General features: G+C 72.3%; 24 protein-coding genes. 19 read left to right on the top strand and 5 right to left on the bottom strand.

All coding sequences use genetic code 11. From position 1 onward, the window contains the following. Positions 1-27 precede the first annotated feature (27 nt). Positions 28-483, bottom strand: coding sequence for a hypothetical protein (locus Asi03nite_RS01975; RefSeq protein ID WP_239102299.1), 456 nt, complete (start codon positions 481-483; stop codon positions 28-30). A gap of 195 nt (positions 484-678) precedes the next feature. Between Asi03nite_RS01975 and rimP the strand changes: the two genes are divergently transcribed. The 10 genes from rimP to truB all read left to right on the top strand — a co-directional run bounded on the left by rimP (position 679) and on the right by truB (position 11712). Continuing rightward, positions 679-1314 (top strand): ribosome maturation factor RimP, encoded by a 636-nt coding sequence (gene rimP, locus Asi03nite_RS01970; protein ID WP_203676631.1) that lies wholly within the window; start codon positions 679-681, stop codon positions 1312-1314. Beyond that, positions 1311-2327 (top strand): transcription termination factor NusA, encoded by a 1017-nt coding sequence (nusA, locus tag Asi03nite_RS01965; RefSeq protein WP_203676630.1) that lies wholly within the window; start codon positions 1311-1313, stop codon positions 2325-2327. Before rimP ends, nusA begins: the two co-directional genes overlap by 4 nt. Beyond that, the gene (locus Asi03nite_RS01960) at positions 2305-2691 is read left to right on the top strand and encodes a YlxR family protein (RefSeq protein WP_373872080.1); all 387 of its coding nucleotides are present in this window, start codon (positions 2305-2307) and stop codon (positions 2689-2691) included. The genes nusA and Asi03nite_RS01960 overlap by 23 nt, the downstream gene beginning before the upstream one ends. Positions 2692-2798: 107 nt before the next feature. Beyond that, positions 2799-5855, top strand: a complete 3057-nt coding sequence (gene infB, locus Asi03nite_RS01955; RefSeq protein ID WP_203676629.1) for a translation initiation factor IF-2 — start codon at positions 2799-2801, stop codon at positions 5853-5855. Positions 5856-5989: 134 nt separating this feature from the next. Then, positions 5990-7015, top strand: coding sequence for a TRM11 family SAM-dependent methyltransferase (locus tag Asi03nite_RS01950; RefSeq protein WP_203676628.1), 1026 nt, complete (start codon positions 5990-5992; stop codon positions 7013-7015). Positions 7016-7049: 34 nt separating this feature from the next. Continuing rightward, complete coding sequence (locus Asi03nite_RS01945; protein ID WP_203676627.1) at positions 7050-7343, top strand: DUF503 domain-containing protein; 294 nt, start codon at positions 7050-7052, stop codon at positions 7341-7343. Between the two features lie 96 nt (positions 7344-7439). After that, positions 7440-7907, top strand: coding sequence for a 30S ribosome-binding factor RbfA (rbfA, locus tag Asi03nite_RS01940; RefSeq protein WP_203676626.1), 468 nt, complete (start codon positions 7440-7442; stop codon positions 7905-7907). Next, positions 7904-8923, top strand: coding sequence for a DHH family phosphoesterase (locus tag Asi03nite_RS01935; protein ID WP_373872075.1), 1020 nt, complete (start codon positions 7904-7906; stop codon positions 8921-8923). Before rbfA ends, Asi03nite_RS01935 begins: the two co-directional genes overlap by 4 nt. 456 nt (positions 8924-9379) lie before the next feature. Further along, on the top strand, positions 9380-10693 hold the full coding sequence (locus tag Asi03nite_RS01930; protein WP_203676625.1) for an MATE family efflux transporter: 1314 nt from the start codon (positions 9380-9382) through the stop codon (positions 10691-10693). Positions 10694-10830: 137 nt separating this feature from the next. Further along, a complete protein-coding gene (gene truB, locus Asi03nite_RS01925) occupies positions 10831-11712 on the top strand; it encodes a tRNA pseudouridine(55) synthase TruB (protein WP_203676624.1) in 882 nt (293 codons plus the stop codon). A gap of 4 nt (positions 11713-11716) precedes the next feature. On the opposite strand, the gene Asi03nite_RS01920 is transcribed toward truB, so the two are convergent. After that, entirely contained in the window at positions 11717-12115 is a 399-nt protein-coding gene (locus Asi03nite_RS01920) for a response regulator (protein ID WP_239102297.1), read from the bottom strand. After that, positions 12112-14865 carry a response regulator gene (locus Asi03nite_RS01915; RefSeq protein WP_203676623.1) on the bottom strand — a complete coding sequence of 918 codons (2754 nt, stop codon included), beginning with the start codon at positions 14863-14865 and terminating at the stop codon, positions 12112-12114. Before Asi03nite_RS01915 ends, Asi03nite_RS01920 begins: the two co-directional genes overlap by 4 nt. Before the next feature lie 90 nt (positions 14866-14955). Here Asi03nite_RS01915 and Asi03nite_RS01910 point away from each other — a divergent pair, with 90 nt between their 5' ends. The 6 genes from Asi03nite_RS01910 (at position 14956) to dapB (ending at position 21848) form a co-directional block, all read left to right on the top strand. Then, on the top strand, positions 14956-15888 hold the full coding sequence (locus tag Asi03nite_RS01910; RefSeq protein ID WP_203676622.1) for a bifunctional riboflavin kinase/FAD synthetase: 933 nt from the start codon (positions 14956-14958) through the stop codon (positions 15886-15888). A 129-nt stretch (positions 15889-16017) separates the two neighbouring features. Then, positions 16018-16287, top strand: a complete 270-nt coding sequence (gene rpsO, locus Asi03nite_RS01905; protein WP_203676621.1) for a 30S ribosomal protein S15 — start codon at positions 16018-16020, stop codon at positions 16285-16287. 189 nt (positions 16288-16476) lie between these two features. After that, on the top strand, positions 16477-18795 hold the full coding sequence (locus tag Asi03nite_RS01900; protein ID WP_203676620.1) for a polyribonucleotide nucleotidyltransferase: 2319 nt from the start codon (positions 16477-16479) through the stop codon (positions 18793-18795). A 2-nt stretch (positions 18796-18797) separates the two neighbouring features. Then, complete coding sequence (locus Asi03nite_RS01895; RefSeq protein ID WP_203676619.1) at positions 18798-20132, top strand: M16 family metallopeptidase; 1335 nt, start codon at positions 18798-18800, stop codon at positions 20130-20132. A 71-nt stretch (positions 20133-20203) separates the two neighbouring features. After that, on the top strand, positions 20204-21106 hold the full coding sequence (locus tag Asi03nite_RS01890; RefSeq protein WP_239102336.1) for a phosphatase PAP2 family protein: 903 nt from the start codon (positions 20204-20206) through the stop codon (positions 21104-21106). Next, positions 21087-21848: a 4-hydroxy-tetrahydrodipicolinate reductase gene (dapB, locus tag Asi03nite_RS01885; RefSeq protein WP_203676618.1), complete on the top strand. Its 762-nt coding sequence runs from the start codon at positions 21087-21089 to the stop codon at positions 21846-21848. The genes Asi03nite_RS01890 and dapB overlap by 20 nt, the downstream gene beginning before the upstream one ends. Before the next feature lie 506 nt (positions 21849-22354). Here the strand turns inward: dapB and Asi03nite_RS01880 are convergent. Further along, positions 22355-22915 (bottom strand): GNAT family N-acetyltransferase, encoded by a 561-nt coding sequence (locus Asi03nite_RS01880; RefSeq protein WP_203676617.1) that lies wholly within the window; start codon positions 22913-22915, stop codon positions 22355-22357. Between the two features lie 9 nt (positions 22916-22924). Continuing rightward, positions 22925-23431, bottom strand: coding sequence for a GNAT family N-acetyltransferase (locus tag Asi03nite_RS01875; RefSeq protein WP_239102295.1), 507 nt, complete (start codon positions 23429-23431; stop codon positions 22925-22927). Positions 23432-23455: 24 nt separating this feature from the next. Between Asi03nite_RS01875 and Asi03nite_RS01870 the strand changes: the two genes are divergently transcribed. Genes Asi03nite_RS01870 through dapA form a run of 3 tightly spaced genes read left to right on the top strand, consistent with a single transcriptional unit; the run spans position 23456 to position 26156 of the window. Continuing rightward, positions 23456-24673: a winged helix-turn-helix domain-containing protein gene (locus Asi03nite_RS01870; protein ID WP_203676616.1), complete on the top strand. Its 1218-nt coding sequence runs from the start codon at positions 23456-23458 to the stop codon at positions 24671-24673. 17 nt (positions 24674-24690) lie between these two features. Continuing rightward, a complete protein-coding gene (locus tag Asi03nite_RS01865; RefSeq protein WP_203676615.1) occupies positions 24691-25236 on the top strand; it encodes a DUF2752 domain-containing protein in 546 nt (181 codons plus the stop codon). Positions 25237-25262: 26 nt separating this feature from the next. Further along, the gene (gene dapA / locus Asi03nite_RS01860; protein WP_203676614.1) at positions 25263-26156 is read left to right on the top strand and encodes a 4-hydroxy-tetrahydrodipicolinate synthase; all 894 of its coding nucleotides are present in this window, start codon (positions 25263-25265) and stop codon (positions 26154-26156) included. Positions 26157-26163 lie beyond the last annotated feature (7 nt).

The raw sequence follows: 26163 nt of genomic DNA, 5'->3' as shown, positions 1-26163 counted from the left end.
GACCCGGCGGAGCCGGTGGGCACCGCGCTAACGGAGGGCTTCCGCGTGGCTGGCGCGAGCGGCGGCGATCGATCCGACCAGCGCGGCCCGGGCCGCCGGAGCCGCCTTGCACGCGGCCGCGGCGGTCTTCTGCGCGGCCAGCTCCGCCGTGCGCAGGCCGGCCACGGTGTTGTCGGCGCCGGCCGCCGTGGGGGCGGCGGACGGCAGCGTGGTCCCGATCACCCGGGCCAGCTCGGCGGCGTGTGCCCGGTGGGCCTGGGACATCGGGGTGAGCCTGGCGCTCAGCGTCTGGTCGGCCAGCACCACCCGGTCGTACGCCGCGGCCAGCGCCAGCGCCTCGTCCAGCACCGGCCGCAGCGGGTCCGGCCCGGCGGGCGGCTCGTGGTCGTCGCCGAAGATGCCGCAACCGCTCAGCGTCACCAGGCCGGCCAGCGCACCGCCCGCGCCCAGCACCCGTCGGCGGGTGTGTCCCGAATCGCTCATCCGCACCGAGCCAGTCAACACCATCCCCGCCAAGGATGAAGTGCGGGGCCACTGACCTGCGGATCGAGTGGTTTTGGTGCGGCGGCGCGCCGCCCGGCCGGTCGGCACGTTACGCTCTGCGTCAGCCGCGGGGCCGTGCACTGCCCGGCGGCATATAGTCGTTGCAGCGAAAAAACGAGGGAGAGGTCGAGCCCGATGACGCAGCGTGGTCGCGCCGGGGCCCGGCCCGGTGGTCGCCCGAGTGGCCGGCGGACCCGGCCGGAGCCGGAGACCCGGAGCACTCCCGTCGCCCCGCGGGTCGACCTGGCCGCCGCCCGCGCCCGGTTGCGCGAGGTGGTCGAGCCGGTGGTCGCCAGGTCCGGTTACGACCTGGAGGACCTGACGCTGACCCGGGCCGGCCGGCGGTTCGTGGTCCGGGTGCTGATCGACGCCGACGGCGGGATTGGGCTGGACGACGTGGCCGTCGTCTCCCGGGAGATCTCCGAGGCCCTCGACGCCGCGGACGAGCAGGGTGGCGAGGTCCTCGCGGGGGAATACCAGCTGGAGGTCGGCTCGCCCGGGGTGGACCGGCCGCTGACCGAGCCGCGCCACTGGCGCCGCAACATCGGCCGCCTGGTCGCGGTGAACGGGCTGACCGGCCGGGTGCTGCGCACCGGCGACGCCGGCGTGACGCTCGACGTGGACGGCGCCGAGCGGGAGCTGGCCTGGGCCGAGCTCGGGCGCGGCCAGGTCCAGATCGAGTTCAAGCGCATGGACGAAGCCGATTTCGGCGACGAGGACGACGCCGACGACCTTGACGAAGACGACGACGAAGGGGAGGGCGAGGAATGAACATCGACCTCGCGGCGCTGCGCGCCCTGGAGCGCGAGCGGGAGATCCCGTTCGAGACGATCCTCGCGGCCATCGAGACCGCGCTGCTGACGGCCTATCGGCACACCGAGGGCGCGGAGAGCCACGCCCGGGTGGAGATCGACCGCAAGACCGGCGTCGCCTCGGTGCTGGCGCAGGAGCTGGACCCGGACGGCACTGTCGTCCGCGAGTGGGACGACACCCCGCACGACTTCGGCCGGATCGCCGCGATGACCGCCAAGCAGGTGATCCTGCAACGCCTCCGGGAGGCCACCGACGAACAGCACTTCGGTGAGTACGCGGGGCGCGACGGCGACCTGGTCACCGGCGTGGTGCAGGCCGACGCCGCACGTGCCGAGAAGGGCATCGTGATCGTCGACCTGGGCAAGCTGGAGGCGGTGCTGCCGCAGTCCGAGCAAGTCCCCGGCGAGTCCTACGAGCACGGCTCGCGGATCCGCTGCATCGTCGTGCACGTGGCCAAGGGCTTCCGCGGCCCGCAGATCACCCTGTCCCGCTCGCACCCCGCGCTGGTGAAGAAGCTGTTCGCGCTCGAGGTGCCGGAGATCGCCGACGGGACCGTCGAGATCGCCGCGATCGCGCGTGAGTCCGGTCACCGTACGAAGATCGCGGTCCGGTCCACGGTGCCCGGGGTGAACGCGAAGGGCGCCTGTATCGGCCCGATGGGCCAGCGGGTCCGCGCGGTGATGAGCGAGCTGCACGGTGAGAAGATCGACATCATCGACTGGTCCGACGATCCGGCCCAGTTCGTCGGCAATGCGCTGTCACCGGCCAAGGCACTGCGGGTGGAGGTCGTCGACGCGGCCACCCGGACCGCCCGGGTGACAGTGCCCGACTTCCAGTTGTCCCTGGCCATCGGGCGGGAGGGGCAGAACGCCCGGCTCGCCGCCCGGCTGACCGGATGGCGCATCGACATCCGCCCGGACAACGAACCCGCTTCAGTCGCGGACCGTGATGCGGCCGAGGCGGGGAACTGACCGGATACGCGGTCGCCGCGATCGAGGGGTAGACTTGCCTTCGGTCGGCCCGATGCGAACCTGCATCGGCTGCCGCAAACGCGCGCCGGCCGCTTCATTGCTGCGGTTCGTCGCGGCCGGATCCGGGGGAGACCTCCGGCTTCTGCCCGATCCAAGCCGCCGACTGCCGGGCCGGGGAGCTCATCTGCATCCCGATCCGGCTTGCTTCGGGCAGGCGGAGCGACGTCGCGCCTTCGGGCGTGCGTTGCGTCTCACCGGTGTTGCTGACGCCGGACTGCTTGCCGAGCACATCCGGACGGTCTCCGTGCCGTCTGGAACACCTGATGACGAGGCGTCGTCGCCCCGTCACGACCCAGCAAGGTAGGACGACCCAGATGAGCACACGATGAAGTCCCTGAAATGACCAGGCTTCTAGTGCACGAGTGAGGTCGCTGCGGGTACTGCTCGCACGACCTCGAAGTGAGGAGTGCAGTGCCAGGCAAGGCCCGCGTACACGAGCTCGCGAAGGAGCTCGGGGTCGACAGCAAGACCGTTCTCGCCAAGCTCAAGGAGATGGGCGAGTTCGTCAAGTCCGCATCCAGCACCGTCGAGGCCCCGGTGGCCCGGCGGCTCCGTGGCGCCCTCGAGGCGGGCGGCAGCGTCCCGGCGGCTCCGGCCGCTCCGGCGGCGTCCAGCCCCGCCCCGTCCACCGGCGCCCCCACCCCGTCCGCGGCCCCCCGGCCCGGTCCGCCGATGGCCCGGCCGCAGCCGCCGCGCCGTCCCGGTCCGCCTCCCGGCCCCGGCACGTCCAGCAGCACCACCCCGGCCGCGCCGGCTCCGACTCCCGGTCAGTTCGCCCGGCCGAAGCCGTCGGCCCCCGGCCGTCCCGGCCCCACGCCCGGCCCGGTCACCAAGCCGGCCAGCGCGCACGACATCGAGGTGGCGGCCGCCGAGGCGCGCGCCTCGGCGTTGAAGGCCGAGCAGGAGGCCGCGGTCAAGGCGGCCCAGGCCGCGTCGGCGGCCCGCACGCGGGACGCCGAGCGGCGGCCCGCGCCGCAGGCGCACCCGCAGGTTCCGGCCGAGGGTGGCCCTCGTGGCCCCCGCCCGGGTCCGGCCGGCATGCCGCCGCGCCCGGGTTCCCCGGCCGCCGGTCGTTCCGGTGGCAACCAGGGTGGCCAGGGCCAGGGTGGCCCGCGTCCGGGTCCGGCCGGCGGCGCGCCGCGCCCGCCCGCGCGTGGTCCCGGTAACAACCCGTTCGGCGTCTCCGGCAACGCGGCCGGCCCGCGGCCCTCGCCGGCCTCGATGCCGCGTCCCAACCAGCCCGGCATGCCGCCGCGCCCGAGTCCCGCCTCCATGCCGCCGCGGCCCAGCCCGGCGTCCATGCCGTCGCAGCGCCCCGGTCGTCCCGGTGGCGGTCCCGGCGGTGGCGGCGCCGGTCGTCCCGGTGGTCCCGGCGGCGGCCGTGGCGGCCCCGGCGGTGGCGGTTTCCGTCCCGGTGGCGGCGGTGCCGGCGGTGGCGGTGGCTTCCGCGGCGGTCCCGGCGGCGGCGGTGGCGGTCCGGTCGGCGCGGGTGCTCCGGGTCGTCCCGGTGGCGCCGGCGGCCGTGGTCGCGGCGGTGGCGCGGCGGGTGCCTTCGGGCGTCCCGGCGGCCGGCCGACCCGTGGCCGCAAGTCGAAGAAGCAGCGGCGTCAAGAGTTCGACAACCTGTCGGCTCCGCAGATGAGCTCGGGTGCTCCGCGCGGTCAGGGTCAGGAGATCCGGCTGTCGCGTGGCGCCTCGCTGTCCGACTTCGCCGACAAGATCAACGCCAACCCGGGCTCGCTCGTCCAGGAGATGTTCAACCTGGGCGAGATGGTCACGGCGACGCAGTCGGTCTCCGACGACACGCTGCTGCTGCTCGGTGAGCACCTCGGCTTCGACGTCAAGATCGTCAGCCCCGAGGACGAGGACCGTGAGCTGCTCGCGCAGTTCAACATCGACCTCGACGCCGAGGTGGCGCAGGACCGGCTGGTCACCCGGCCGCCGGTGGTGACCGTCATGGGTCACGTCGACCACGGTAAGACGAAGCTGCTCGACGCGATCCGCAAGACCAACGTGGTCGCCGGCGAGGCGGGTGGCATCACCCAGCACATCGGCGCCTACCAGGTGCAGTACGAGCACAACGGCGAGGACCGGGCGATCACCTTCATCGACACCCCGGGTCACGAGGCGTTCACCGCCATGCGTGCCCGTGGTGCCCAGGTGACCGACATCGTCATCCTCGTGGTCGCCGCTGACGACGGCGTGATGCCGCAGACGGTCGAGGCGTTGAACCACGCCAAGGCCGCCGAGGTGCCGATCGTCGTGGCGGTCAACAAGGTCGACAAGCCGGACGCCAACCCGGACAAGGTCCGGCAGCAGCTGACCGACTACGGCCTGCTCGCCGAGGAGTACGGCGGCGACACGATGTTCGTCAACGTCGCGGCCAAGCCCGGCATCGGCATCGACGACCTCCTCGAGGCCGTCCTGCTGACCGCCGACGCGTCGCTGGAGCTCACCGCTCCGATCGACGGGCCGGCGCAGGGTGTCGCGGTCGAGGCCCACCTCGACAAGGGCCGTGGTGCGGTCGCGACCGTCCTGGTGCAGAAGGGCACGCTGCGGGCCGGCGACTCGATCGTGGCGGGTGGCGCGCACGGCCGCGTCCGCGCCATGCTCGACGAGAACGGCAAGCAGGTCGCCGAGGCCGGTCCGGCCCGTCCGGTCCTGGTCCTGGGTCTGACGTCGGTGCCCAGCGCCGGCGACACGTTCCTGGCCGCCGAGGACGACCGCACGGTCCGCCAGATCGCCGAGCAGCGTCAGGCGCGCCGTCGTGCGGCCGCCTTCGCGAACTCCGGCGCCAAGGCCACGCTCGAGACGCTCATGGCCCAGCTGAAGGAGGGCGAGAAGACCTCGCTCACGCTGGTCATCAAGGGCGACAGCTCGGGTTCGGTCGAGGCCCTGGAAGACGCGCTGTTCAAGATCGAGATTCCGGACGAGATCCAGCTCAAGGTCATCCACCGCGGCGTCGGTGCGATCACCGAGAGCGACGTCAACCTGGCGTCGGCCTCGTCGGAGCAGACCGCGACGATCATCGGCTTCAACGTCCGGGCCTCGAACAAGGTCAAGGAGATGGCCGACCGCGCCGGCGTGGAGATCCGCTACTACAGCGTGATCTACCAGGCCATCGAGGAGATCGAGGCGGCGCTCAAGGGCCTGCTCAAGCCGGAGTACGAAGAGGTCGAGCTGGGCACGGCGGAGATCCGCGAGGTCTTCCGCTCGTCCAAGATCGGTCTGATCGCCGGCTGTCTGGTCCGGTCCGGTCTCATCCGCCGCAACGCCAAGGCGCGAATCCTGCGCGACGGCACCGTGGTGGGGGAGAACGTCACGATCAGCTCGCTCAAGCGGTTCAAGGACGACGCGACAGAGGTCCGCGAGGGCTTCGAGTGTGGTCTGACGCTCTCCGGGTTCGGCGCGCCGCAGATCGGCGACGTGATCGAGACCTACGAGATGCGGGAGAAGCCGCGGGTCTGATCCCCGGCTGAGGTTTCGGCGGCCCCGGCGCTTCGTGCGCCGGGGCCGCCCCCTTCTCCGGTACGGCGCGGCCCGGCCGTTGGCCGGGCCGCCCCTTTCCCGGTCGGCCGGGGCCGGCTGGGAGGATGGGTGGCATGTCCCGCTACGCCATGCTGCTCGCGCCCTCCGCCAACCGTGTCTACGCCGATCAGGCGTCCCGCATGTCCCAGGCGGAGCTGGCCGCGTTCGCCCCGGTGCTCTCCTCGGAGCTCGCCGGGATCGGCGTCACGCAGATCGGCGGCGTGGAGTACCTGACCTTCGACGCCGAGCTGACCGCCCGGGACATTGCGTTCGTCGCCAACCTGTCCGCCGCGTACGCGCTGTTCGAACTGGTCGAGGGTGACCTGCTGCGGCCGCTCGGGCTGACCCCGCTGGCCCGCTACGACAGCGACCTGATCACCATCCCGAAGTACGCCGGCAAGACCAACGAGCAGTTCACCAAACTGGTGCTGAATCTCACCCTGCTCGCCTCGGCGTCCGCCGAGCGGATGCTGGACGGGCACCTCACCGTGCTCGACCCGCTCTGCGGCCGGGGCACCACCCTGAACCAGGCGCTGATGTACGGCTACGACGCGCTCGGCGTGGAGATCGACGGGAAGGACGTCGAGGCGTACAAGCTGTTCCTGCAGACCTGGCTCAAGCGCAAGCGGCTCAAGCACACCGCCGACCTGGTGCCGGTGCGCCGGCAGGGCCGCCGTGCCGCCCGCCGCCTGGAGGTCACCCTGGCGGCCAGCAAGGACGACCACAAGGCCGGCGCGGTGCAGAGGGTGACAGTGCTGCAGGCCGACACCACGGCGCTGGACGGGCTGATCCGGGGCAACGTGGCGGACGTGCTGGTGGCCGACCTGCCGTACGGGGTGGCGCACGGGTCGTACGACGACGCCGGCGGCCTCTCCCGGCGCCCGCTGGACCTGCTGGAGCGGGCCGTGCCGGAATGGCTGCCGCTGCTGCGTGCCGGCGGCGCGGTCGGCCTGTCCTGGAACACCAAGGTGGCCCGGCGCGAGCTGGCCGAGGACATCCTGCTCGCGGCCGGGCTGGAGCTGGTCGAGCACGGCGATCTGGCGCACCGCGTCGACCAGGGCATCGAGCGCGACGTGCTGGTCGCCCGGAAAAGGGGCTGACCAGCGGCGGAACGGGGCGTAGCCTGGCTCGCTGATGTATACCGAGACCGCAGTCTTCGACCTGCTCCTGCCCGGTGACTCGCGCTCGCTCAAACAGAAGCGATCGTACGTCCGGCCGATCATCGCGATGTTGAAGAAGTTCGAGGTGAGCGCCGCCGAGGTGGGTTTCCACGACCTGCACGGCCGCGCCCAGATCGGGGTCGCCGTGGTCGCCCCCGACCCGGCACAGGCCCGCGCCGTGATCGACACCTGCGAGAACCAGGTGGCCGGGCGCCCGGAGATCGAGTTGCTCTCCGTCAAGCGCCGTCTCCACGGCGACGACGACTGAAAACCGTGTGGTGGGCCGGCCATCCCACCTGGGTACGCTTCAGCAGTTGGGCGGGGGAACGTTGACCCGCGGGTTCCACAGTCGGAGGTGGGCGAGATGTCGGATCCGGCCAAGACGCGGCGGCACGCGGAGCGTGTCCGTGAGCTGGTGGCCTCGCTGGTGCGGGAGATCAAGGATCCCCGCCTCGGCATGCTGACGGTCACGGACGCCCGGATCACCGGTGACCTCCGTGAGGCGACCGTCTTCTACACGGTGCTCGGCGACGTGACCGAGCAGGCCTCGACGGCCGCGGCGCTGGAGAGCGCCAAGGGCATGCTGCGCAGCCGCGTCGGCCACGCGCTCGGGCTGCGGCACTCGCCGAGCCTGGCGTTCAAGCTCGACAACGTGCAGGACAACGTGAAGGAGATCGACGACCTGCTGGCCGCGGCCCGGCACCGGGACGAGGAGGTCCAGCGGCTGGCGACCGGCAAGCAGTACGCGGGCGACCCGGATCCGTACAAGAGCGAAGAGCCGGTGGACGAGGACGAGGACGAGCGGGTGGGAGCCCGCGAGGACCTCGGGTGATCGATCAGTCCACCGGGCCCGCCGCCGAGCAGTGGGACGCCGCCGTCGCGGCGGTCCGCGCGCTCGGCGGCGACGCCGAGATCCAACTGGTCTGCCATGTGAGCCCGGACGGGGACGCGCTCGGGAGCATGCTCGGGTTCGCGCTGGGGCTGCGCCGGCTCGGGTTCACCCGGGTCCGTGCGACGTTCCCCGGGGAGTTCCGCGTGCCCACGCCGTACGCCCAGCTCCCCGGCGTCGCCATGCTGGTGCCGGAGCAGGCGGCATATCGCGCCCCGGCCCTGGTCCTGGTCTTCGACGTGGCCGGCGAGTCGCGTCTGGGCGGTCTCGCCGCCCAGGTCGCGGCGGCGCCGGTCAGCGTGGTCCTCGACCACCACGCGTCGAACACCGGCTTCGGCACGATCCAGCTGGTGGACCCGCACGCCGCGGCCACCTCGGTGCTCGCCGAGGAGTTGGTGACCCGGCTCGGGGTCCGGCTGGACGCCGAGATCGCCGAGTGCTTCTACGTGGCGCTGGCGACCGACACCGGGTCGTTCAAGTTCGACCTGACCACGGTGGCGGTGCACGAGCTGGCCGCTCGGCTGATCGCCACCGGGCTGCGGCCCGGCGACATCTCCCGGCGGATCTTCGACTCCCGGCCGTTCGGGGCGATGAAGCTGACCGGCGAGGTGCTCGGCCGCGCGGTGCTGGATCCGGCCGCGGCCGGTGGGCGCGGCCTGGTCTGGACGTACGCGACGCTGGCCGACCTGGCCCGGCACGAGCAGCCGCCGTACGTGCTGGACACGCTCATCGACCCGGTCCGCTCGGTGGCCGAGGCCGACGTGTCGGTGCTGGTGAAACAGGTCGCCGAGGGGGAGTGGGCGGTGTCGCTGCGCAGCAAGGGCGCGGTCGACGTGAGCCGTCTGGCGATCTCCCAGGGCGGCGGGGGTCACCGGCTGGCCGCCGGTTTCACCGGGCACGGCGAGCCCGGCGACCTGGTCGACCGGGTCCGTCGGCTACTTGACGATTACCTGATCTGACGCTGTTTCAGCAGCTCGCAGGGGGTCGCCCGGAAGGGTGGCCCCCTTCTTTCCGTCTCGGATCGCGGGAACCGTCCGTGCCACGGGCTGATTGAACGTTAGTTTGGGTCCTGAACGGTGATTTGGTTTTGCGCGGCTGACACCTCCGCCTCCCGTGAGACCGCGAGCCGCCCGGGCCCACCGGCCCGGGTCGCGTCACCCCGCCAGCGTCCGGCGATCCCGGACCGGCCCATGTGACGCCCCGCTCGACCGCTTCCGGGCGCCTCCAGTCGGCGCCCAAACCACACACCGTGGAAGGAACCACTCTGATGGCTGCCAAGCCGAAGCCCCAGCCCACCGAAGACGCCCGTGAGCAGGCGCGCCGCGCGCTGCAGACGTCGCTGGACACGCGCCAGTAGAGGTAAGGCCCCAGCCCGGGTTGTAGCCCTTACCGCTGGGCGGGCATCATGGGACACCATGAGCCCGTCTGCCCAGCCGCGAACCGGCTCCCGCCAGATCGCCGCACTCGCCCTGCCCGCTCTCGTGGTGCTCGCCGCCGAGCCGCTGTACGTGCTGGTGGACACCGCCGTGGTCGGCCATCTCGGGCCGGTCCCGCTGGCCGCCGTCGCGGTCGGTGGCACGGTGATGTCGGTCGCCGTCTGGTTCGGCACCCTGATGGCGTACGGGACGACCGGACGCGCCGCCCGCCGCTTCGGCGCGGGCGACCGCCCGGCCGCCGTCGCCGAGGGCGTCCAGGCGTCCTGGCTGGCGCTCGGCGTGGGCGTGCTGCTGGGCCTGCTCGGCGTGCTCCTGGCCGGGCCGCTGGCGGACGCGCTGGCCGGCAACCCGGAGACCGCCGACGCGGCCGCCGGGTGGCTGCGGATCGCCGCGCTCGGCGTGCCCGGCCTGCTGCTCGCCGCCGCCGGGAACGGCTGGATGCGCGGCGTGCAGGACACCCGCCGGCCGCTGGTCATCGTGCTCGGCGCGAACGTGCTGTCCGCGCTGCTCTGTCCGCTGCTGGTCTATCCGCTCGGCCTGGGCCTGACCGGTTCCGCGATCGCCAACGTGACCGCGCAGTCGGTCGGCGGCGGACTGTTCCTGCTCGCCCTGATCCGCGAGACCCGGCACCTGCGGCCGCAGCCGGCGCTGATCGTCCGGCAGGTGGTGCTCGGCCGGGACCTGCTGATCCGCGGGGCGGCCTTCCAGCTGTGCTTCCTGTCGGCCACCGCTGTCGCGTCCCGCTTCGGGGTGGCAGCGGTCGGCGCGCACCAGATCGCGCTGCAACTGTGGTTCTTCGCGGCGCTGGTGCTGGATGCCGTGGCGATCGCCGCGCAGTCCCTGGTCGGCGCGGCCCTCGGCGCGGGCGACGCGGACCAGGCCCGGGACGTGGCCCGCCGGGTGACCATCGCCGGAGGCCTGGCCGCTGTCGTCTTCGCCGCGCTGGTCGTGGCCGGCAGCTCGGTGATCCCGGGCCTGTTCACCGACGATCCGCCGGTGCTGGAGCAGGCCGCGGTCGTCTGGCCCTGGTTCGCCGGCCTGCTGCCGTTCGCCGGGGTGGTGTACGCCCTGGACGGCGTTCTGATCGGCGCGGGGGACATCGCCTACCTGCGGACGACGACGGCGGCCGGGGCGCTGCTCGGGTTCCTGCCGATGATCTGGCTGGCCTACGCCCTGGATCTGGGGTTGGGTGGGGTCTGGGCCGGCTTGGCGTTGTTCGTCCTGGTCCGCTTGGTGGCCACGGTGACGCGTTGGCGCTCGTCGCGCTGGGTGGTGGTCGGGGCCACCCGCTGATCCGGCGCGCTGAGCCGTTTCCCCGCGGTGCCGGAGCAGCTTTCCTGCTCGCGCCCGCGGGCCGTACCGGACGCGATTGATCTTGATCTGGTGGACCCTCGGCCCGGAACGGGGAGGGCGGGCCATAGGGTGACACGGTGGACGGGTTGATTGTGGTGGACAAGCCGGCGGGGATGACCTCGCACGACGTCGTGGCGCGGATCCGGCGGCTGGCCAGGACGCGGCGGGTCGGGCACGGCGGGACGCTGGACCCGATGGCGACCGGTGTGCTGATCATCGGGGTGAACCGGGCCACCCGGCTGCTCACCTACGTGATCGGGTCGGAGAAGAGCTACACCGCGACGATCCGGCTGGGCCAGTCGACAGTGACCGACGACGCCGAGGGTGAGGTCACCGCGACGGCGCCGGCCGCGGCCGTGCCCGACGAGGCGATCCGGGCCGGGCTGGCGGCGCAGGTGGGCGAGATCGACCAGGTGCCGAGCGCGGTCAGCGCCATCAAGATCAACGGTGAGCGGGCCTACAAGCGGGTGCGCGAGGGCGAGACCGTCCGGATCCCGGCCCGGCGGGTCACCGTGCATCGGCTCGAGGTGCTGGACATCCGCCGGCCGCAGGGTCCGGACGTGGTCGACGTCGACATCGACGTGACCTGTTCCTCGGGCACCTACATCCGGGCCATCGCTCGTGACCTCGGCACGGCGCTGCGGGTCGGCGGGCATCTCACCGCCCTGCGGCGGACCGCGGTCGGCGGCATGACGCTGGACGCCGCGTCGACCCTGGAGCAGCTGGAGGAGCGCGCGCCGGACGTGGTCGGCCTACCGATGTCCGAGGCCGCCCGGCGCTCCTTCCCGCAGCGGGTCGCGACCGAGGAGGAGACCCGGGTGCTGCGGCACGGCGGCCCGCTGAGCGCGGCCGGCATCGACGGGCCCTACGCGGTGTTCTCCCCGGCGGGCGACGTGCTGGCGATCGTGAGCGAGCGGGGCGGGCGGGCCCGCGCGGAGATCGTGCTGGCGCCCGCGTGAGCCGTCAGGTCAGGTGGCGGGCGACCGTGGCGACCAGGTCGGCGGCGGCGTACGGCTTGTCCAGGAAGTCGTCGCACCCGGCGTCCAACGCGGCCTTCTGATCCTGCGGGAGGACGCTGGCGGTGACCGCCACCACCACCGGCTTGGGGCGGTCCGTCGGCGGCTCGCTCGCGGCCAGCTCCCGGGCCAGCGACAGGCCGTTGCCGTCGGGCAGGTTCAGGTCGAGCAGGATCAGGTCGAACCCGCCGCCGCGCACGCTCTCCCGGGCCTCGCTCAGCGTGGTGGCGTCGACCAGCTCGGCGTTGCGGACCGCGTCCACGCCGGCCCGGGACAGCACCGCCTTGACCAGCATCCGGTTCAGTTCCTCGTCCTCGACCAGCAGGATGCGATGCCGCTCGCTCACTGATCCTCCTTCGCGGTCTCGAGCCCGCGGGGCACCGCGCTGCGCAGCTGGACCGCCCCGGCGGGCGGGTGGGCGCCCCCGGACGTACGGCGGATCACCGGGTGCGCCGGGTGGTGCGGGATCGCCGGGTGCTGGGCCGCCGGGTGCGGTCCGAGCAGCGGCGCCAGGCTGTCCCAGCCCGCGCCGCCGGCCATCGCCTCGGCGACCACCCCGCCGGCCATCGCGGTGGCGATCAGCGGGGCGGTGTCGCCGGGCGCGCGCTCGGACAGCGCCGCCGCGCTCAGGCCGAGCACCGGGGTGTGCCGCCCGGACGGGTCCTGCTCGATCGCGGCCAGCAGGCTGAACCCGTCCGCCTCCGGGGACTGCATGTCGCAGACGATCAGGTCGAAGTTCTCCGTACGGCTGCGGGCCAGCCCGTCCCGCCCGTCCGCGCAGGCCACCACGTCGGCGCCGCCGGCGCGCAGGCCGTCCTCGATGGCGTGGCGAACCGCGTCGTCGTGGTCGACCACCAGCACCCGCGGGACCCGCCGCGCGGCGATCGCGTTGGACAGCGCGCTGAGCAGGGCCGGCTGGTCGACCGGTTTGACGAAGTAGTCGTGCGCGCCCAGGGCCAGCCCGGCCGCGGCCTCGTCGAGGATGCTGGCGAAGAAGACCGGCACGCCGGCCAGCGCGGCGTCCGCCTTGAGCCGCCGGATCACCTCCCAGCCGGAGATCCCGGGCAGTTCCACGTCCAGCACGATGGCGTCCGGCTTGTGGGACCGGGCGACGGCGAGCCCGCTCTCGCCGGTGCCGGCCACCTCGACGCGGTAGCCGGCGTTGCTCAGCTGGGTCTGCATCAGCTCGGCGGAGTGCGGGTCGTCCTCGACGAGCAGCACGTACGGCGCCCCGGCCGTCCCGGTGGCGCTCGGCTGTGTCACGGGCGCCGCGGGCAGCCGTACCGTGAAGGTACTGCCCTGGCCCGGCGTCGAGTCCAGGGTGATCCCGCCGCGGTGCGCCTCCACCAGCCGGCGCGTCAGCGCCAGGCCCAGGCCGGTCCCGGCGTGCCGCCGCTCCGGGTCGCCGACCTGCTGGAACTCCTCGAAGACCCGTTCCGCGTCGGCGTCGGCGATGCCCACCCCGGTGTCCGTGACGACGATGCACACGTCGGTGTCCGTGCCGGACGTGGTGATCGTGATGGTGCCCTCGGCGGGGGTGAACTTGATCGCGTTGGAGACCAGGTTCTCCACGATCTGGCGCAGCCGGAGCCGGTCGGCCAGCGCGGTGACCGGGGCCAGCTCGATCATCACCGTCAGCCGCTTCTGGGCGAACAGCGGGGACAGCGTGGTGAGCAGCTCCTCGATGGCGGTGTCCACCCGTACCGGGGCGACCCGCAGGTCCATCCGTCCGGCCTCCACCTTGGCCAGGTCCAGGATGTCGTTGATCAGGCCGAGCAGGTGCCGGCCGCTGTCGTGGATGTGGTCGACCCAGTCGGCCGGCACCCGGCGGCGGTCACCCTCCGGGTTCTCCAGGCGCATCAGGTCGCTGAAGCCGATGATCGCGTTGAGCGGTGTACGCAACTCGTGGCTCATGTTCGCCAGGAAGTTGCTCTTCGCCTCGTTGGCCCGGGTCAGCGCCTCCACCGAGTTGCTCAGCTCGGCGGCCAGCCGGCGCTCCAGCACGCTCACCGCCTGCCGCTCGGCGAGGACGCCGGCCTGCCTGCCGAGCTCGGCGAGCAGCCGCAGGTCGTCGTCGCTGAACAGGCCGCGGTGCCGGTTGAAGAGCAGCACCCAGCCCTCGACGTCGGGCGGGACCGGCATCCGCAGCGCGACCACGAAGTCGTCGGCCAGCCCGGCGCCGAAGTGCCGGACCAGGGCCGGGTCGCCGTCCCGCAGCCGGGCCGGCAGGCCGCTGCGGATCAGCACGGAGAGGTCGGCGTCGATCGGCGCGTCCGGGACGTCGAGGGGTGGGCCGGCGTACCCGATCTGGCGCGGGCCGTCCGGCCGGGGCAGCACCACGACCACCGCGTCCGCGCCGGTCTGCACCCGCATCATCTCCGCGTAGGTCTGCCAGACCGCTTCCGGGGAGTCGGCCGGGGCCCGTAGCAGCCGCTCGGTGACCGACCGCGCCGCGGTGGCCGCGAAGAGCCGGCTCAGCCAACGGGGCGGCGCGAACGCGATCAGGTACCCGAGCCCGCTGGCCAGCGCGAGGATGTGGCTGGCCGATCTCAGCGCGGGGGTGTCCGGGCCGGCCGCGCCGAGCAGCAGGATCATCAGGGCGAAGGCGAGGGTGGCGGCCGCGGCGACCATCAGCCGGGCCCGGTTCGCGCCGGTCCGGGTACGGGCCTTGCCGAAGAGCAGGGCGGCCGCGGTCGACTCGACGGAGAAGAAGTAGAGCACGGCGGCGACCTTCAGGCCGAACGGCAGCGGGCGGCCGGCCACCGCCAGCGGGATCGCCAGGACCACGAAGCCCAGCAGTGTGCCGGCGACCAGCCACCGGGGCACCTGGCGGAGCCGGCTGGCCAGCCGGAGGGTGAGAAACGGCTGCGCCATCAGCGCGACAGAGGTGAAGCCCCTGGCCCAGCCCGGCCGGTTGGCCAGGTCCTGGTGCATCAGGTCGGCGGAGAAGGCCATCGTGCAGGGCGCGAAGACCAGCGTCACGTCGAGGTGCAGCGGATCGCGGTGACGCAGGTAACCGAGTAGTCCGCGCAGGAAGAGCACCGCGAAGGTGAGTTCCGCGGCGAGCAGGACGAGGCGGCTCCACCCGATGCTCATATCGGTGCTAATCGTACCGATCCGGGCGCGTCGCAGGAGGGATAAGCGATCGATACGCTATGGCTGACGACGAGGCGGAGGAGCTTTTCGATGCAGCGGTGGCGGGGTTTGGAGGCGGTCCCCGGCGGCTGGGGCCGATCGGTCGTGACCATCGGCGTCTTCGACGGCGTGCACCGCGGGCACCAGGCGATCATCGGGCACGCCGTGAAGCGCGCCCGGGACCTGGGCCGGCAGTCGGTGGTTCTGACCTTCGACCCGCACCCGTCCGAGGTGGTCCGCCCGGGCTCGCACCCGGCGGTGCTGACCGAGTCGGTGCGCAAGGCGGAGCTGATCGAGCAACTCGGCGTGGACGCGCTCTGCGTGATCCCGTTCACGCCGGCGTTCTCCCTGCTCAGCCCGAACGAGTTCGTGCACGGGGCGCTGGTCGAGGCGCTGCACGCCACAGACGTGGTGGTCGGGGACAACTTCCGGTTCGGGCACAAGGCGTCCGGCGACGTGACGCTGCTGGAGAGCCTGGGGCGGGCGTTCGGCTTCACGGTCGAGGAGGCGCCGCTGGTCTCGGCGGACGGGGTGGTGTTCTCCTCGACGTACGTCCGCAGTTGTGTCGACGCCGGGGACGTGCGTGCCGCGGCCGCCGCGCTGGGCCGCCCGCACCGGCTGGACGGCGTGGTGATCCGCGGCGACCAGCGCGGCCGCGAGCTCGGCTTCCCGACGGCGAACCTGATGACCCACCGCTACGCGGCGGTCCCGGCCGACGGCGTCTACGCGGCCTGGCTGACCCGGGCCGGGGAGAACGGCGGCCGCTGGCCGGCCAGCGTGTCGATCGGCACCAATCCGACGTTCTCCGGGCGGGAGCGCCGGGTGGAGGCGTACGCTCTTGACTTCTCGGGTGACCTCTACGGTGAGCGGGTCAGCCTCGATTTTGTCGCGCACCTCCGGGAGCAGCGGAAATACGACGACATCGAACCGTTGATCGCGCAGATCCGGGCCGACGTCGAAGAGACCCGCGTGTTGCTTCGGTAACCCCCTGGTAGGGTTTGGTGGTCGTCTGGATTATTCGACACCGGTCCCGCTGTGCCTTGACAGGCACGGCCTGCCCGACGCCGCGGGCCGCGGGAATCCGTGAATCGGCAACACAGAAGTTCGGAGATCATGGCGCTCGACCAAGACACCAAGAACAAGATCATGAGTGAGTACGCGACCAAGGAGGGCGACACCGGTTCGCCCGAGGTTCAGGTCGCCATGCTCACCAAGCGGATCGCCGACCTGACCGAGCACCTCAAGGTGCACAAGCACGACCACCACAGCCGTCGTGGTCTGCTGCTGCTGGTCGGTCAGCGCCGCCGCCTGCTGAACTACGTTCAGAAGAAGGACATCACCCGCTACCGGACGCTCATCGAGCGCCTCGGCCTGCGCCGATAGTCTTGCCGGGGAGCGGCTCCGGCCGCTCCCCGAAGCACCACCACCCCACGGACCCGCGCGGCTCACACCGGCAGCACCGGTCTCCGGTAGTGGTTCCCAGGCATCACCACCTGGGTACTTCGATCGAAGACCGGCCTTGTTGAAACGCGCTGTAGACCGCCGGGTCCTCGACGAAGAGGAGTACCTCACTTGACAGAGCAGACCGCTCTTGGCACCGAAACTCGTACCGCCATCATCGACAACGGGTCGTTCGGCACCCGCGAGGTGGTTTTCTCCACCGGCCGTCTGGCCAAGCAGGCCGCCGGATCCGTGCTCGTCCAGCTGGGCGACACCACCGTTCTCTCCGCCACCACGGCCAGCAAGGCGCCGAAGGAGCACTTCGACTTCTTCCCGCTGACCGTCGACGTCGAGGAGCGGATGTACGCGGCGGGCCGCATTCCCGGATCGTTCTTCCGGCGTGAGGGCCGTCCCAGCGAGGACGCCATCCTCACCTGCCGCCTGATCGACCGGCCGCTGCGCCCGTCGTTCACCAAGGGCCTGCGCAACGAGGTGCAGGTGGTCGAGACCGTGCTGGCGCTCGACCCCGCGCACCCGTACGACGTGGTCGCGATGAACGCCGCGTCGATGTCCACCAAGCTCTCCGGCCTGCCGTTCAGCGGCCCGGTCGGCTCGACCCGGGTCGCGCACATCGACGGCCAGTGGGTCGCCTTCCCGACCATCGACGAGCTGGAGCGGGCCACCTTCGACATGGTCGTGGCCGGCCGGGTGCTCGCCGACGGCGATGTCGCGATCATGATGGTCGAGGCCGAGGCCACCCCGCAGGCGGTCAAGCTGATCGCCGGTGGCGCCACGGCCCCGACCGAGGAGATCGTCGCCGGCGGCCTGGAGGCCGCCAAGCCGGCCATCCGCGAGCTGTGCCGCGCGCAGAGCGAGCTGGCCGAGGTCGCCGCGAAGCCGGTGACCGAGTTCCCGGTCTTCCTGGACTACCAGGACGACGTCTACTCGGCGGTCGTGGAGGCCGTCCGCGAGGAGACCGCCGAGGCCCTGAAGATCGCCGGCAAGCAGGAGCGCGAGGAAGCCCTCGACCTGGTCAAGGCGAAGGCGCACGAGCTGCTCGACGAGCGGTTCGAGGGCCGGGAGAAGGAGATCAGCGCGGCGTTCCGCTCGGTCACCAAGGCCGAGGTCCGCCAGCGGGTGCTGCGCGAGCAGATCCGCATCGACGGCCGCGGGCCGCGGGACATCCGCCCGCTCAGCGCGCAGGTCGGCGTGCTGCCGCGGGTGCACGGCTCGGCGCTGTTCGAGCGCGGCGAGACCCAGATTCTGGGTGTCACCACGCTGAACATGCTGCGCATGGAGCAGGCGCTGGACACGCTCTCGCCGGAGAAGACCAAGCGCTACATGCACAACTACAACTTCCCGCCGTACTCGACCGGTGAGACCGGCCGGGTGGGCTCGCCGAAGCGGCGTGAGATCGGCCACGGTGCGCTGGCCGAGCGCGCGCTGGTGCCGGTGCTGCCCTCGCGCGAGGAGTTCCCGTACGCGATCCGGCAGGTCTCCGAGGCCCTCGGGTCCAACGGCTCCACCTCGATGGGCTCGGTCTGCGCCTCGACGCTGGCCCTGCTCTCCGCCGGTGTGCCGCTGAAGGCCCCGGTCGCCGGTATCGCGATGGGCCTGATCTCGGACGAGGTCGACGGCAAGACGCAGTACATCGCGCTGACCGACATCCTGGGCGCCGAGGACGCGTTCGGCGACATGGACTTCAAGGTCGCCGGCACCAGCGAGTTCGTGACCGCGCTGCAGCTGGACACCAAGCTCGACGGCATCCCGTCGGACGTGCTGGCCGGCGCGCTGCAGCAGGCGCACGAGGCCCGGGCCACCATCCTCGAGGTGATGACCGCGGCGATCGAGGCCCCGGCCGCGATGAGCGAGTACGCCCCGCGCGTCACCACCGTGAAGATCCCGGTCGACAAGATCGGCATGGTGATCGGCCCCAAGGGTCAGACGATCAACGCGATCCAGGACGAGACCGGCGCCGACATCTCCATCGAGGACGACGGCACGATCTACGTCGGCGCGACCAACGGCCCGGCCGCCGAGGCCGCGGTCGAGCGGATCAACGCGATCGCCAACCCGACCCTGCCGAAGGTCGGCGACAAGTTCCTCGGCACCGTGGTGAAGACCGCCGCGTTCGGCGCCTTCATCTCGCTGCTTCCCGGCCGCGACGGCCTGCTGCACATCTCCAAGGTGGGCGACGGCAAGCGGGTCGAGAAGGTCGAGGACTTCCTCAACGTCGGCGACAAGGTCGAGGTCCAGATCGCGGACATCGACCAGCGCGGCAAGATCTACCTGGACAAGGTGCGCCCGGAGGGCGAGGAGGCGCCGGCCGCGGAGCCGGCCGCGGAGAGCAAGCCCCGTGAGGAGCGTGCCCCGCGGGAGGGCAACGGTGGCGGCGAGCCCCGCCGTCGCCGGTCCCGCCCGTCCGGCGACCGTGGCGAACGCCGCGAGTAGAGGTGACAGCTAGTTCCGTCCACGGGCCGGCCGAGAGGCCGGCCCGTGCCGTCACCAGGACCCTGCAGGACGGGGTCAAGAAGACCGTCCTGCCCAGTGGTCTGCGCATCATCACCGAGTCGATCCCCACGACCCGCAGCGCGGCGCTGGGCATCTGGGTGGGGATCGGCTCCCGCGACGAGACCCCGGCGATGTCCGGCGCCTCGCACTTCCTGGAGCATCTGCTCTTCAAGGGCACCCACAAGCGCACCGCGCTGGAGATCTCCGCGGAGATCGAGGCGGTGGGCGGCGAGACGAACGCCTTCACCACGAAGGAGTACACCTGCTACTACGCGCGGGTGCTCGACAGCGATCTCCCGCTCGCGGTGGACGTGCTGGTGGACGCGGTGGCCGACTCGCTCCTCGAGCCGACCGACGTGGAGACCGAGCGTGGCGTGATCCTCGAGGAGATCGCCATGCACGAGGACGAGCCGGGCGACGAGGTGCACGACGTGTTCGCCGAGGCGATCTACGGCGACCACCCGCTCGGCTGGCTGATCTCCGGCACACCGGAGTCGGTCACGCCGATGACCCGGAACCAGATCGACAACTTCTACCGGAAGCGGTACCGGGCGCCCGAGATCGTGATCGCCGCCGCCGGGAACCTGGACCACGCCGCTGTGGTCCGGCTGGTGCGCAAGGCGCTGGCCGGCAGCCCGCTGGACACCGGGGCGGCCGACCCGGCCGGTCCGCGGGACGGCGACAAGCCGGTCCGGGTACGCAGGCCGCACACCGTGGTCCTGCACCGGGACACCGAGCAGGCCCACATCGTCCTCGGCACGGTCGGCCTGAGCCGCTACGACGAGCGCCGGTTCGCCTTGGGCGTGCTGAACAACGTGCTCGGCGGCGGCATGTCCAGCCGGCTCTTCCAGGAGATCCGGGAGAAGCGCGGGCTGGCCTACTCGGTGTACTCCTACGCCAGCCAGTACGCGGACACCGGCCTGTTCGGCGTCTACGCCGGCTGCGCCCCGGGCAAGGCGGCCGAGGTGCTCGACCTGATCCGCACCGAGCTGGCGCGGGTCGCCGCCGGCGGGATCACCGCCGAGGAGCTGGTCCGCGGCCGCGGCATGGTCAAGGGCTCCTACGTGCTGGGCCTGGAGGACACCAGTTCCCGGATGAGCCGGCTGGCCAAGTCCGAGCTCCTGCACGGTCACCTGATGAGTGTCGACGAGCTGCTCGCGCGGGTCGACGCGGTGACGACCGCCGATGTCGCGGAGGTCGCCGCCGATCTGCTGGCCCGCGAACAGTCCCTGGCCGTGGTGGGACCGTTCGACGAGGGCGCGTTTCCCCCTGGTTAACCTTGGTCCCCGTGACCACGACGCTGGAGACCCCCCCAACCCTGTCGCTGCGGCGCAGGCGGACCATCGGCATGCTGGTCTGGGGGGTGGTCTTCGCCGTCGGCGTCTACTTCATCGGGGTGCCGACCAGTGACCCGCTGATAGCGTTCGGCTGGCTGTGGCTGGCCACCATCGCCTGGCGCAACCACCAGCCGTGGCGCACCCACCTGCGGTTCCTGCGGGACTGGCTGCCGATCGCGCTGCTGCTGGTGGTCTACAACGTCTCGCGCAGCTGGGCAGACGACTTCTTCGCTCCGCACGTGACCCCGCTGATCCACGCGGACGAGGCGCTGTGGGGCTGGCTGACCGGCGGTCAGGTGCCGACCACGTGGCTGCAGCAGCACCTCTACCACCCCGGCGACACCCCGTGGTGGCTGGCCATCGTCACACTGGTCTACGTCTCGCACTTCCTCACCGTGCCGACCATCGCGGTGATCCTCTGGGTGCGGGCCCGGGCGCCGTGGGGCCGCTTCATGCGCCGGTGGATCACGCTCTGCGTGTTCGGCCTGGTGACGTACTTCCTGTATCCGGCCGCCCCGCCCTGGTGGGCCCATCAGCACGGCTATCTCGCCGAGCCGGTCGCCCGGATCTCCACGAACGGTTGGGACGTGATCGGCCTGCACGGCGCCGGCAACACGCTGAACGCGCTGCAGGTGGAGCAGTCCAACCCGGTCGCCGCGATGCCCTCGCTGCACACCGCGTGGGCGATGATGGCCGTCGCGTTCTTCCTTCCGATGGTGCGCAGGCGCTGGTGGCCGCTGCTGCTGGCGTACCCGCTGGCGATGACGTTCACGCTCGTCTACACCGGTGAGCACTACGTGATCGACGTGCTGGTCGGCTGGGTCTACGTGGCGGTGACCTTCCTGGTGGTGGGTGCCGCCGAACGGTGGTGGGCGGCTAGGTTAGGTTCACCGGGTGACTCACGTTCAGCCTGAACCCGTTCGCGTCGGCGTCCTCGGCGCTCGTGGCCGCATGGGCCTCGAGGTGTGCAAGGCGGTCGACGCCGCCCCCGACCTCGACCTGGTCGCGCTGATCGACCACAACGACACCCTGGCCTCGGCCGCTTCGGCGGGCGCCCGGGTGCTGGTCGACTTCACCAACCCCGGTGTGGTGATGGACAACCTGAAATGGGCCATCGACCAGGGGATCCATTCGGTGGTCGGCACGTCCGGCTTCTCCCAGGAGCGCCTCGACCAGGTCCGGGGCTGGCTCGTCGAGAAGCCCTCGGTCGGCGTGGTGATCGCTCCGAACTTCGGCATCGGCGCGGTCCTGATGATGCAGTTCGCCGCTCGCGCGGCACGGTACTTCGAGTCCGTCGAGATCATCGAGCAGCACCACCCGCGCAAGCTGGACGCCCCCAGCGGCACGGCGACGCACACCGCCCGGCTGATCGCCGACGCCCGCAAGGCCGCCGGCTGTCCCCCGATGCCGGACGCGACGCGGGAGGAGTTCGGCGGCGCGCGCGGCGCGGACGTCGACGGTGTCCGCGTGCACGCGGTCCGGGCCGCCGGCCTGGTGGCCCACCAGGAGGTCCTGTTCGGCACGGCGGGCGAGACGCTGACCATCCGGCACGACTCGCTGGACCGCTCGTCGTTCATGCCCGGCGTGCTGCTGGCGATCCGCGAGGTGGTCAAGCGCCCGGGCCTGACCCTCGGCCTGGACGATCTGCTCGCCTGAGCCAAGCAGGATCACATTCAAGATCTGGATGTCGTAGGCCCAGCGGGGTACAGGCCGCCGCTCCCGCCGGGGCCGGGTCCGGCGATCTGGCCGCTGGCGCGTCCAGAACGATCGCCGGACCCTTCATTCCGGGTGGGTGGCAGGGCCGGACACCCCGGACACGGCCACCACGTCCGCCCGCCCGGCCCGCCGTGCGGTCACCACGACGCTGCGGCCCACTTCAGGCTGTCCCGCGCAAGGCTCCGGCTGGGCCGGGAACCGCGCCTCGCGCCGCTGCCGGGAGTCGGCCGCAGCCGCGCCGGCCGGCGTGTCCGTGTGGCTCCGCCCTGCCGCGCCTGCCGGTGTCCCTACGCGGGTCGTCTGTGCCGCGCGGGACGGTGTGCCCGGGCCCTGGCGTTTCCGGGCGACGCGCGGCGGGCTGGTGCGCGGGGGTGCCGTCCTGGGCTGGGTCCGCGGATGTGACCCGCGGGGCCCAGGTGTGTTGCGTGGGGCGCGGGCCGGACGGGTCAGGGCGCCAGTGCGACGTGGAGGCGGAGCTGGGGGACCAGCATGTCCTCGACGTCGAGTGCCCGCCCCGCCCCGTCCGGCTCCCACCCGGCCGACTCCAGGAACTTCCGCATCACGGTGTCGGTGTCGTACACCCAGGCCACCGCGTACCGGAACTGGTCCTCCCGCCACAGGTCCACCGCCGCCGCCAGCAATCGGCTGCCGTGCCCCCGGCGCCCCCACCGTGGCTCCACCAGCAGATCGGTGACCGCCGCCACGGTGTCCGGCAGGGGCGGCTCCTCCGGTGCGAGGGCCTGCTCGTCGGCCGGCCCGGCCGCGGCGAATCCCACCACGTGCTCCGCGCTCTCCCCCTGTTCGACGGCGATCAGCACCCGGTGCCGGCCGGACGGCGGCGCGGTGATCGCCTCGGTCCAGCCCTCGGTCAGCGCGTCCGCGGAGAGCGCCGCGAGCACATGCGCCGGGAACATCCGCCGGTACGCGGAACGCCACGTGGTCAACTGGATGCGGGCGATCTCCGGGGCATCCGAAGGACGCGCGGGACGGACGAAGCCGAGTGCCATGGCGGCAGCCTACAGAGGGCCGCGGTACCGGAGTTTGGGCAGTTCGACCCCGGCGCCCGCGCGGTGTGGCACGGGCACCCCGTCGGTGGTCATCCCGGCCCGCTCGTAGAACCGCCGCGCCCGCTGGTTGGCGGCCAGCACCCAGAGCCTCAGCGCCGGATACCCGGCCTCCGCCAGCATCGACGAGGCGGCGCGGAACAGCAGCCGGCCCGCGTCGCTGCCCCACGCCGGCGGGTCCACGTAGATCGCGTACAGCTCGCCGAGGGACGCGTCGTCCCGGTCCGGCCCGAAGCTGGCGAAGCCCACGATCCGCCCGTCCTGCCAGGCGACCAGCGTGTGCCGCCCGGGTTTCTCCTGCACGGCCCGGCGCCGCGCGGCGAAGACCAGCGGATCGAGCGACGCCAGATGTGACGCGGGCAGCAGGCCGGCGTAACCCGCCTGGGTGCCGCGCACGTGCACGGCGGCGACCGCGTCGACGTCCGAGGAGGTCATCGACCGGATCACCGACTCTGTCATACCCCTGTTCTACTCTGCTCGTCGATGAAGACCGCCGAATCGCTCTCCGTCGCGCAGGCCCGCCGGGTCACGTTGGCCGCGCAGGGTTTCACCGATCCGAAACCGGGTGGCGCCGCCGATCTGCGGCACCTGCGCCGGGTGCTGCGCCGCCTGCACCTGATCCAGATGGACTCGGTGAACGTGTTGCAGCGTGCCCACTTCATGCCGTTGTACAGTCGGCTGGGCCCTTATCCGGCGGCCCTGCTGGAGCGCGCGGCGTACCAGCGGCCCCGGGAGCTGTTCGAGTTCTGGGGGCACGAGGCCTCACTGATCCGGGCCGACCTGCAGCCGCTGTTCCGCTGGCGGATGGCGCGCGCCGGCGAGCTCGCCTGGGGCGGCATGCGCCGGATCGTCGCCGAGCAGCCGGAGCTGGTCGCCTGGGTGCTCGACGAGGTGCGGCGGCGGGGCCCGATCACGGCGAGCGAGATCGAGCACGACGCCCCGCGCCGCACGGACCACTGGGGATGGAACTGGTCGGTCGTCAAGCAGGCGCTGGAGTGGCTGTTCTGGAGCGGCCAGGTCACCGCCGCCGAGCGCACCACGTCCTTCGCCCGGCGTTACGACCTGCCGGAGCGGGTGCTGCCGCCGGCGGTGCTGGCGACGCCGACGCCGCCGGCGGAGGACGCGATCCGGGCCCTGGTCGACCTCTCCGGCCGGGCGCTGGGCGTCGCCGCGGAGGCGGAGCTGCGGGACTATTTCCGGTTGCCCACCAGGGAGTGCCGAGTCGCGATCGCCGAGCTGGTCGAGGAGGGTGTGCTGCGCCCGGTCACGGTGCGCGGCTGGCGGCCGGTGGCCTATCTGCACCGTGACGCGAAACTGGCGCGCCGGGTGGACGTGGCCACACTGATCAGCCCGTTCGACCCGCTGATCTGGCAGCGGGAGCGGACCGAGCGGCTCTTCGACATGACCTACCGCATCGAGATCTACGTGCCCAAACCGCAGCGGCTGTACGGGTACTACGTGCTCCCGTTCCTGCTCGGTGACCGGTTCGCGGCCCGCGTCGACCTGAAGGCGAACCGGCAGACCGGCGTGCTGGAGGTGCCGGCCGCCTGGCTGGAGCCGTCCGCCGAGCCGCAGGAGACCGCTCAGGCGCTGGCCGCGGAGCTGCGCCGGCTGGCGGCCTGGCTGGGTCTGGACGCGATCGCGGCCCCGGTCGCGGGGGATTTCGCGGGCCCGCTCGCGGCGGCGGTCAAAGCCCTGTGAGGTGTACCGTGGCGCCCATGAGCACCACCCTCCCGCCGTGGCTGGCCACCCAGCCGTTGCAGGGCCCACAGGTGCCCCCGGACTGGCCGGCCTACCGGCACCACACCGCTGCCGAGACCGACCGGATCACCCGCTTCTTCGACAGCGTGGCCACCCGTTCCCCGGTCTGGCTGGCCCCGCTCGCGGTGCTCGCCTGCATGGGCGGCGCGGTGGGCTACACCCTGGTCACCGACCCGACCCACGCCGAGGCCGGCGCCGCACCGACCTGCCTGCTGAAATACACCACCGGCTTCGTCTGTCCGGGCTGCGGCGGCACCCGCGCGGCGTGGTATCTGTTGCACGGCAACCTGCCGGCCGCCGCCCGGCACCACGCGATCTTCGTGTTCGCGGTGCCCTTCCTGCTGTATCTGTACGTCGCCTGGGCCGGTCGCCGGCTGTTCCGCCGGCGGATTCCGCAACTGACGATCAGTCCGCGCGCGATGATCGTGTTCATGGTGGTGTGGGCGGTCTGGAGCGTCCTGCGTAACCTGCCCTGGGCCCCGTTCACCGCTTTCTACGTGTGACCGGGCCGTCCGATAGGTTGTCAGGTATGACGCACGACCCGCGGCCGTTCGGCCGGCTGCTGACCGCCATGGTGACCCCGTTCACCCAGGACGGCTCGCTGGACCTGGAAGGTGCGGCCCGCCTGGCCGTCCATCTCGTCGACGAGCAGCGCAACGACGCGCTCGTGATCAGCGGCACCACCGGCGAGTCCCCGACCACCACCGACACGGAGAAGGAGTCGCTGCTGCGCGCCGTGGTCGAGGCGGTGGGTGACCGGGCCCAGGTGGTGGCCGGGGTGGGCACCAACAACACCGCGCACACCGTCGAGCTGGCGCATGCCGCGGAGAAGGCCGGCGCGCACGGCCTGCTCGTCGTGACGCCCTATTACAACAAGCCCCCGCAGGCCGGGGTGCTGCGGCACTTCCTGACCGTGGCCGACGCCGCCGGGCTCCCCATCATGGTGTACGACATTCCGCACCGGGCCGGGACGGCGATCACCACCGAGACCATGGTGCGCCTCGCCGAGCACGAGCGGATCGTCGCGGTCAAGGACGCGAAGGGCGACCTGATCGCCAGCTCGTGGGTGCTGAGCCGCACCGACCTGGCCTACTACTCCGGCGACGACGCGGCCACCCTGCCGCTGCTCTCGATCGGCGGGGTCGGCCTGGTCGGCACGTCCTCGCATTTCACCGGCGTGCTCGCCAAGGAAATGATCGAGGCGTTCGAGGGGGGCGACACGGCCACCGCTCTGGCCCGGCACCGGCAGGCGCTACCGCTGTTCACAGGAATCTTCCGCTCCCCGGGGACGATTCTGGTGAAGGCGGGGCTGACGGCCCAGGGGCTGCCGGCCGGTCCGGTGCGGTCGCCGCTGGTGGACGCGGGGGAAGAGGAACTCAAGCAACTGCGCCAGGACGCCGCGGCGGCCGGCATCGTGCTCTGACAGGAAG

Origin of the sequence: Actinoplanes siamensis, assembly GCF_016862395.1 — a bacterium.
GTDB lineage: Bacteria > Actinomycetota > Actinomycetes > Mycobacteriales > Micromonosporaceae > Actinoplanes > Actinoplanes siamensis.
The sequence above is the reverse complement of the archived record's forward strand: the minus strand, read 5'-3'. Positions and strand labels throughout refer to the sequence as shown.

Coding starts and splice junctions, on each gene's coding strand:
- rimP (WP_203676631.1), top strand. CDS start 679: ATGACGCAGCGTGGTCGCGCCGGGGCCCGGCCCGGTGGTCGCCCGAGT.
- Asi03nite_RS01950 (WP_203676628.1), top strand. CDS start 5,990: ATGTCCCGCTACGCCATGCTGCTCGCGCCCTCCGCCAACCGTGTCTAC.
- rbfA (WP_203676626.1), top strand. CDS start 7,440: ATGTCGGATCCGGCCAAGACGCGGCGGCACGCGGAGCGTGTCCGTGAG.
- Asi03nite_RS01910 (WP_203676622.1), top strand. CDS start 14,956: ATGCAGCGGTGGCGGGGTTTGGAGGCGGTCCCCGGCGGCTGGGGCCGA.
- Asi03nite_RS01865 (WP_203676615.1), top strand. CDS start 24,691: ATGAGCACCACCCTCCCGCCGTGGCTGGCCACCCAGCCGTTGCAGGGC.
- Asi03nite_RS01975 (WP_239102299.1), bottom strand. CDS start 483: ATGAGCGATTCGGGACACACCCGCCGACGGGTGCTGGGCGCGGGCGGT.
- dapA (WP_203676614.1), top strand. CDS start 25,263: ATGACGCACGACCCGCGGCCGTTCGGCCGGCTGCTGACCGCCATGGTG.
- Asi03nite_RS01870 (WP_203676616.1), top strand. CDS start 23,456: ATGAAGACCGCCGAATCGCTCTCCGTCGCGCAGGCCCGCCGGGTCACG.
- Asi03nite_RS01915 (WP_203676623.1), bottom strand. CDS start 14,865: ATGAGCATCGGGTGGAGCCGCCTCGTCCTGCTCGCCGCGGAACTCACC.
- Asi03nite_RS01945 (WP_203676627.1), top strand. CDS start 7,050: ATGTATACCGAGACCGCAGTCTTCGACCTGCTCCTGCCCGGTGACTCG.
- Asi03nite_RS01930 (WP_203676625.1), top strand. CDS start 9,380: ATGAGCCCGTCTGCCCAGCCGCGAACCGGCTCCCGCCAGATCGCCGCA.
- nusA (WP_203676630.1), top strand. CDS start 1,311: ATGAACATCGACCTCGCGGCGCTGCGCGCCCTGGAGCGCGAGCGGGAG.
- Asi03nite_RS01960 (WP_373872080.1), top strand. CDS start 2,305: ATGCGGCCGAGGCGGGGAACTGACCGGATACGCGGTCGCCGCGATCGA.
- Asi03nite_RS01875 (WP_239102295.1), bottom strand. CDS start 23,431: ATGACAGAGTCGGTGATCCGGTCGATGACCTCCTCGGACGTCGACGCG.
- Asi03nite_RS01880 (WP_203676617.1), bottom strand. CDS start 22,915: ATGGCACTCGGCTTCGTCCGTCCCGCGCGTCCTTCGGATGCCCCGGAG.
- rpsO (WP_203676621.1), top strand. CDS start 16,018: ATGGCGCTCGACCAAGACACCAAGAACAAGATCATGAGTGAGTACGCG.
- Asi03nite_RS01890 (WP_239102336.1), top strand. CDS start 20,204: ATGCTGGTCTGGGGGGTGGTCTTCGCCGTCGGCGTCTACTTCATCGGG.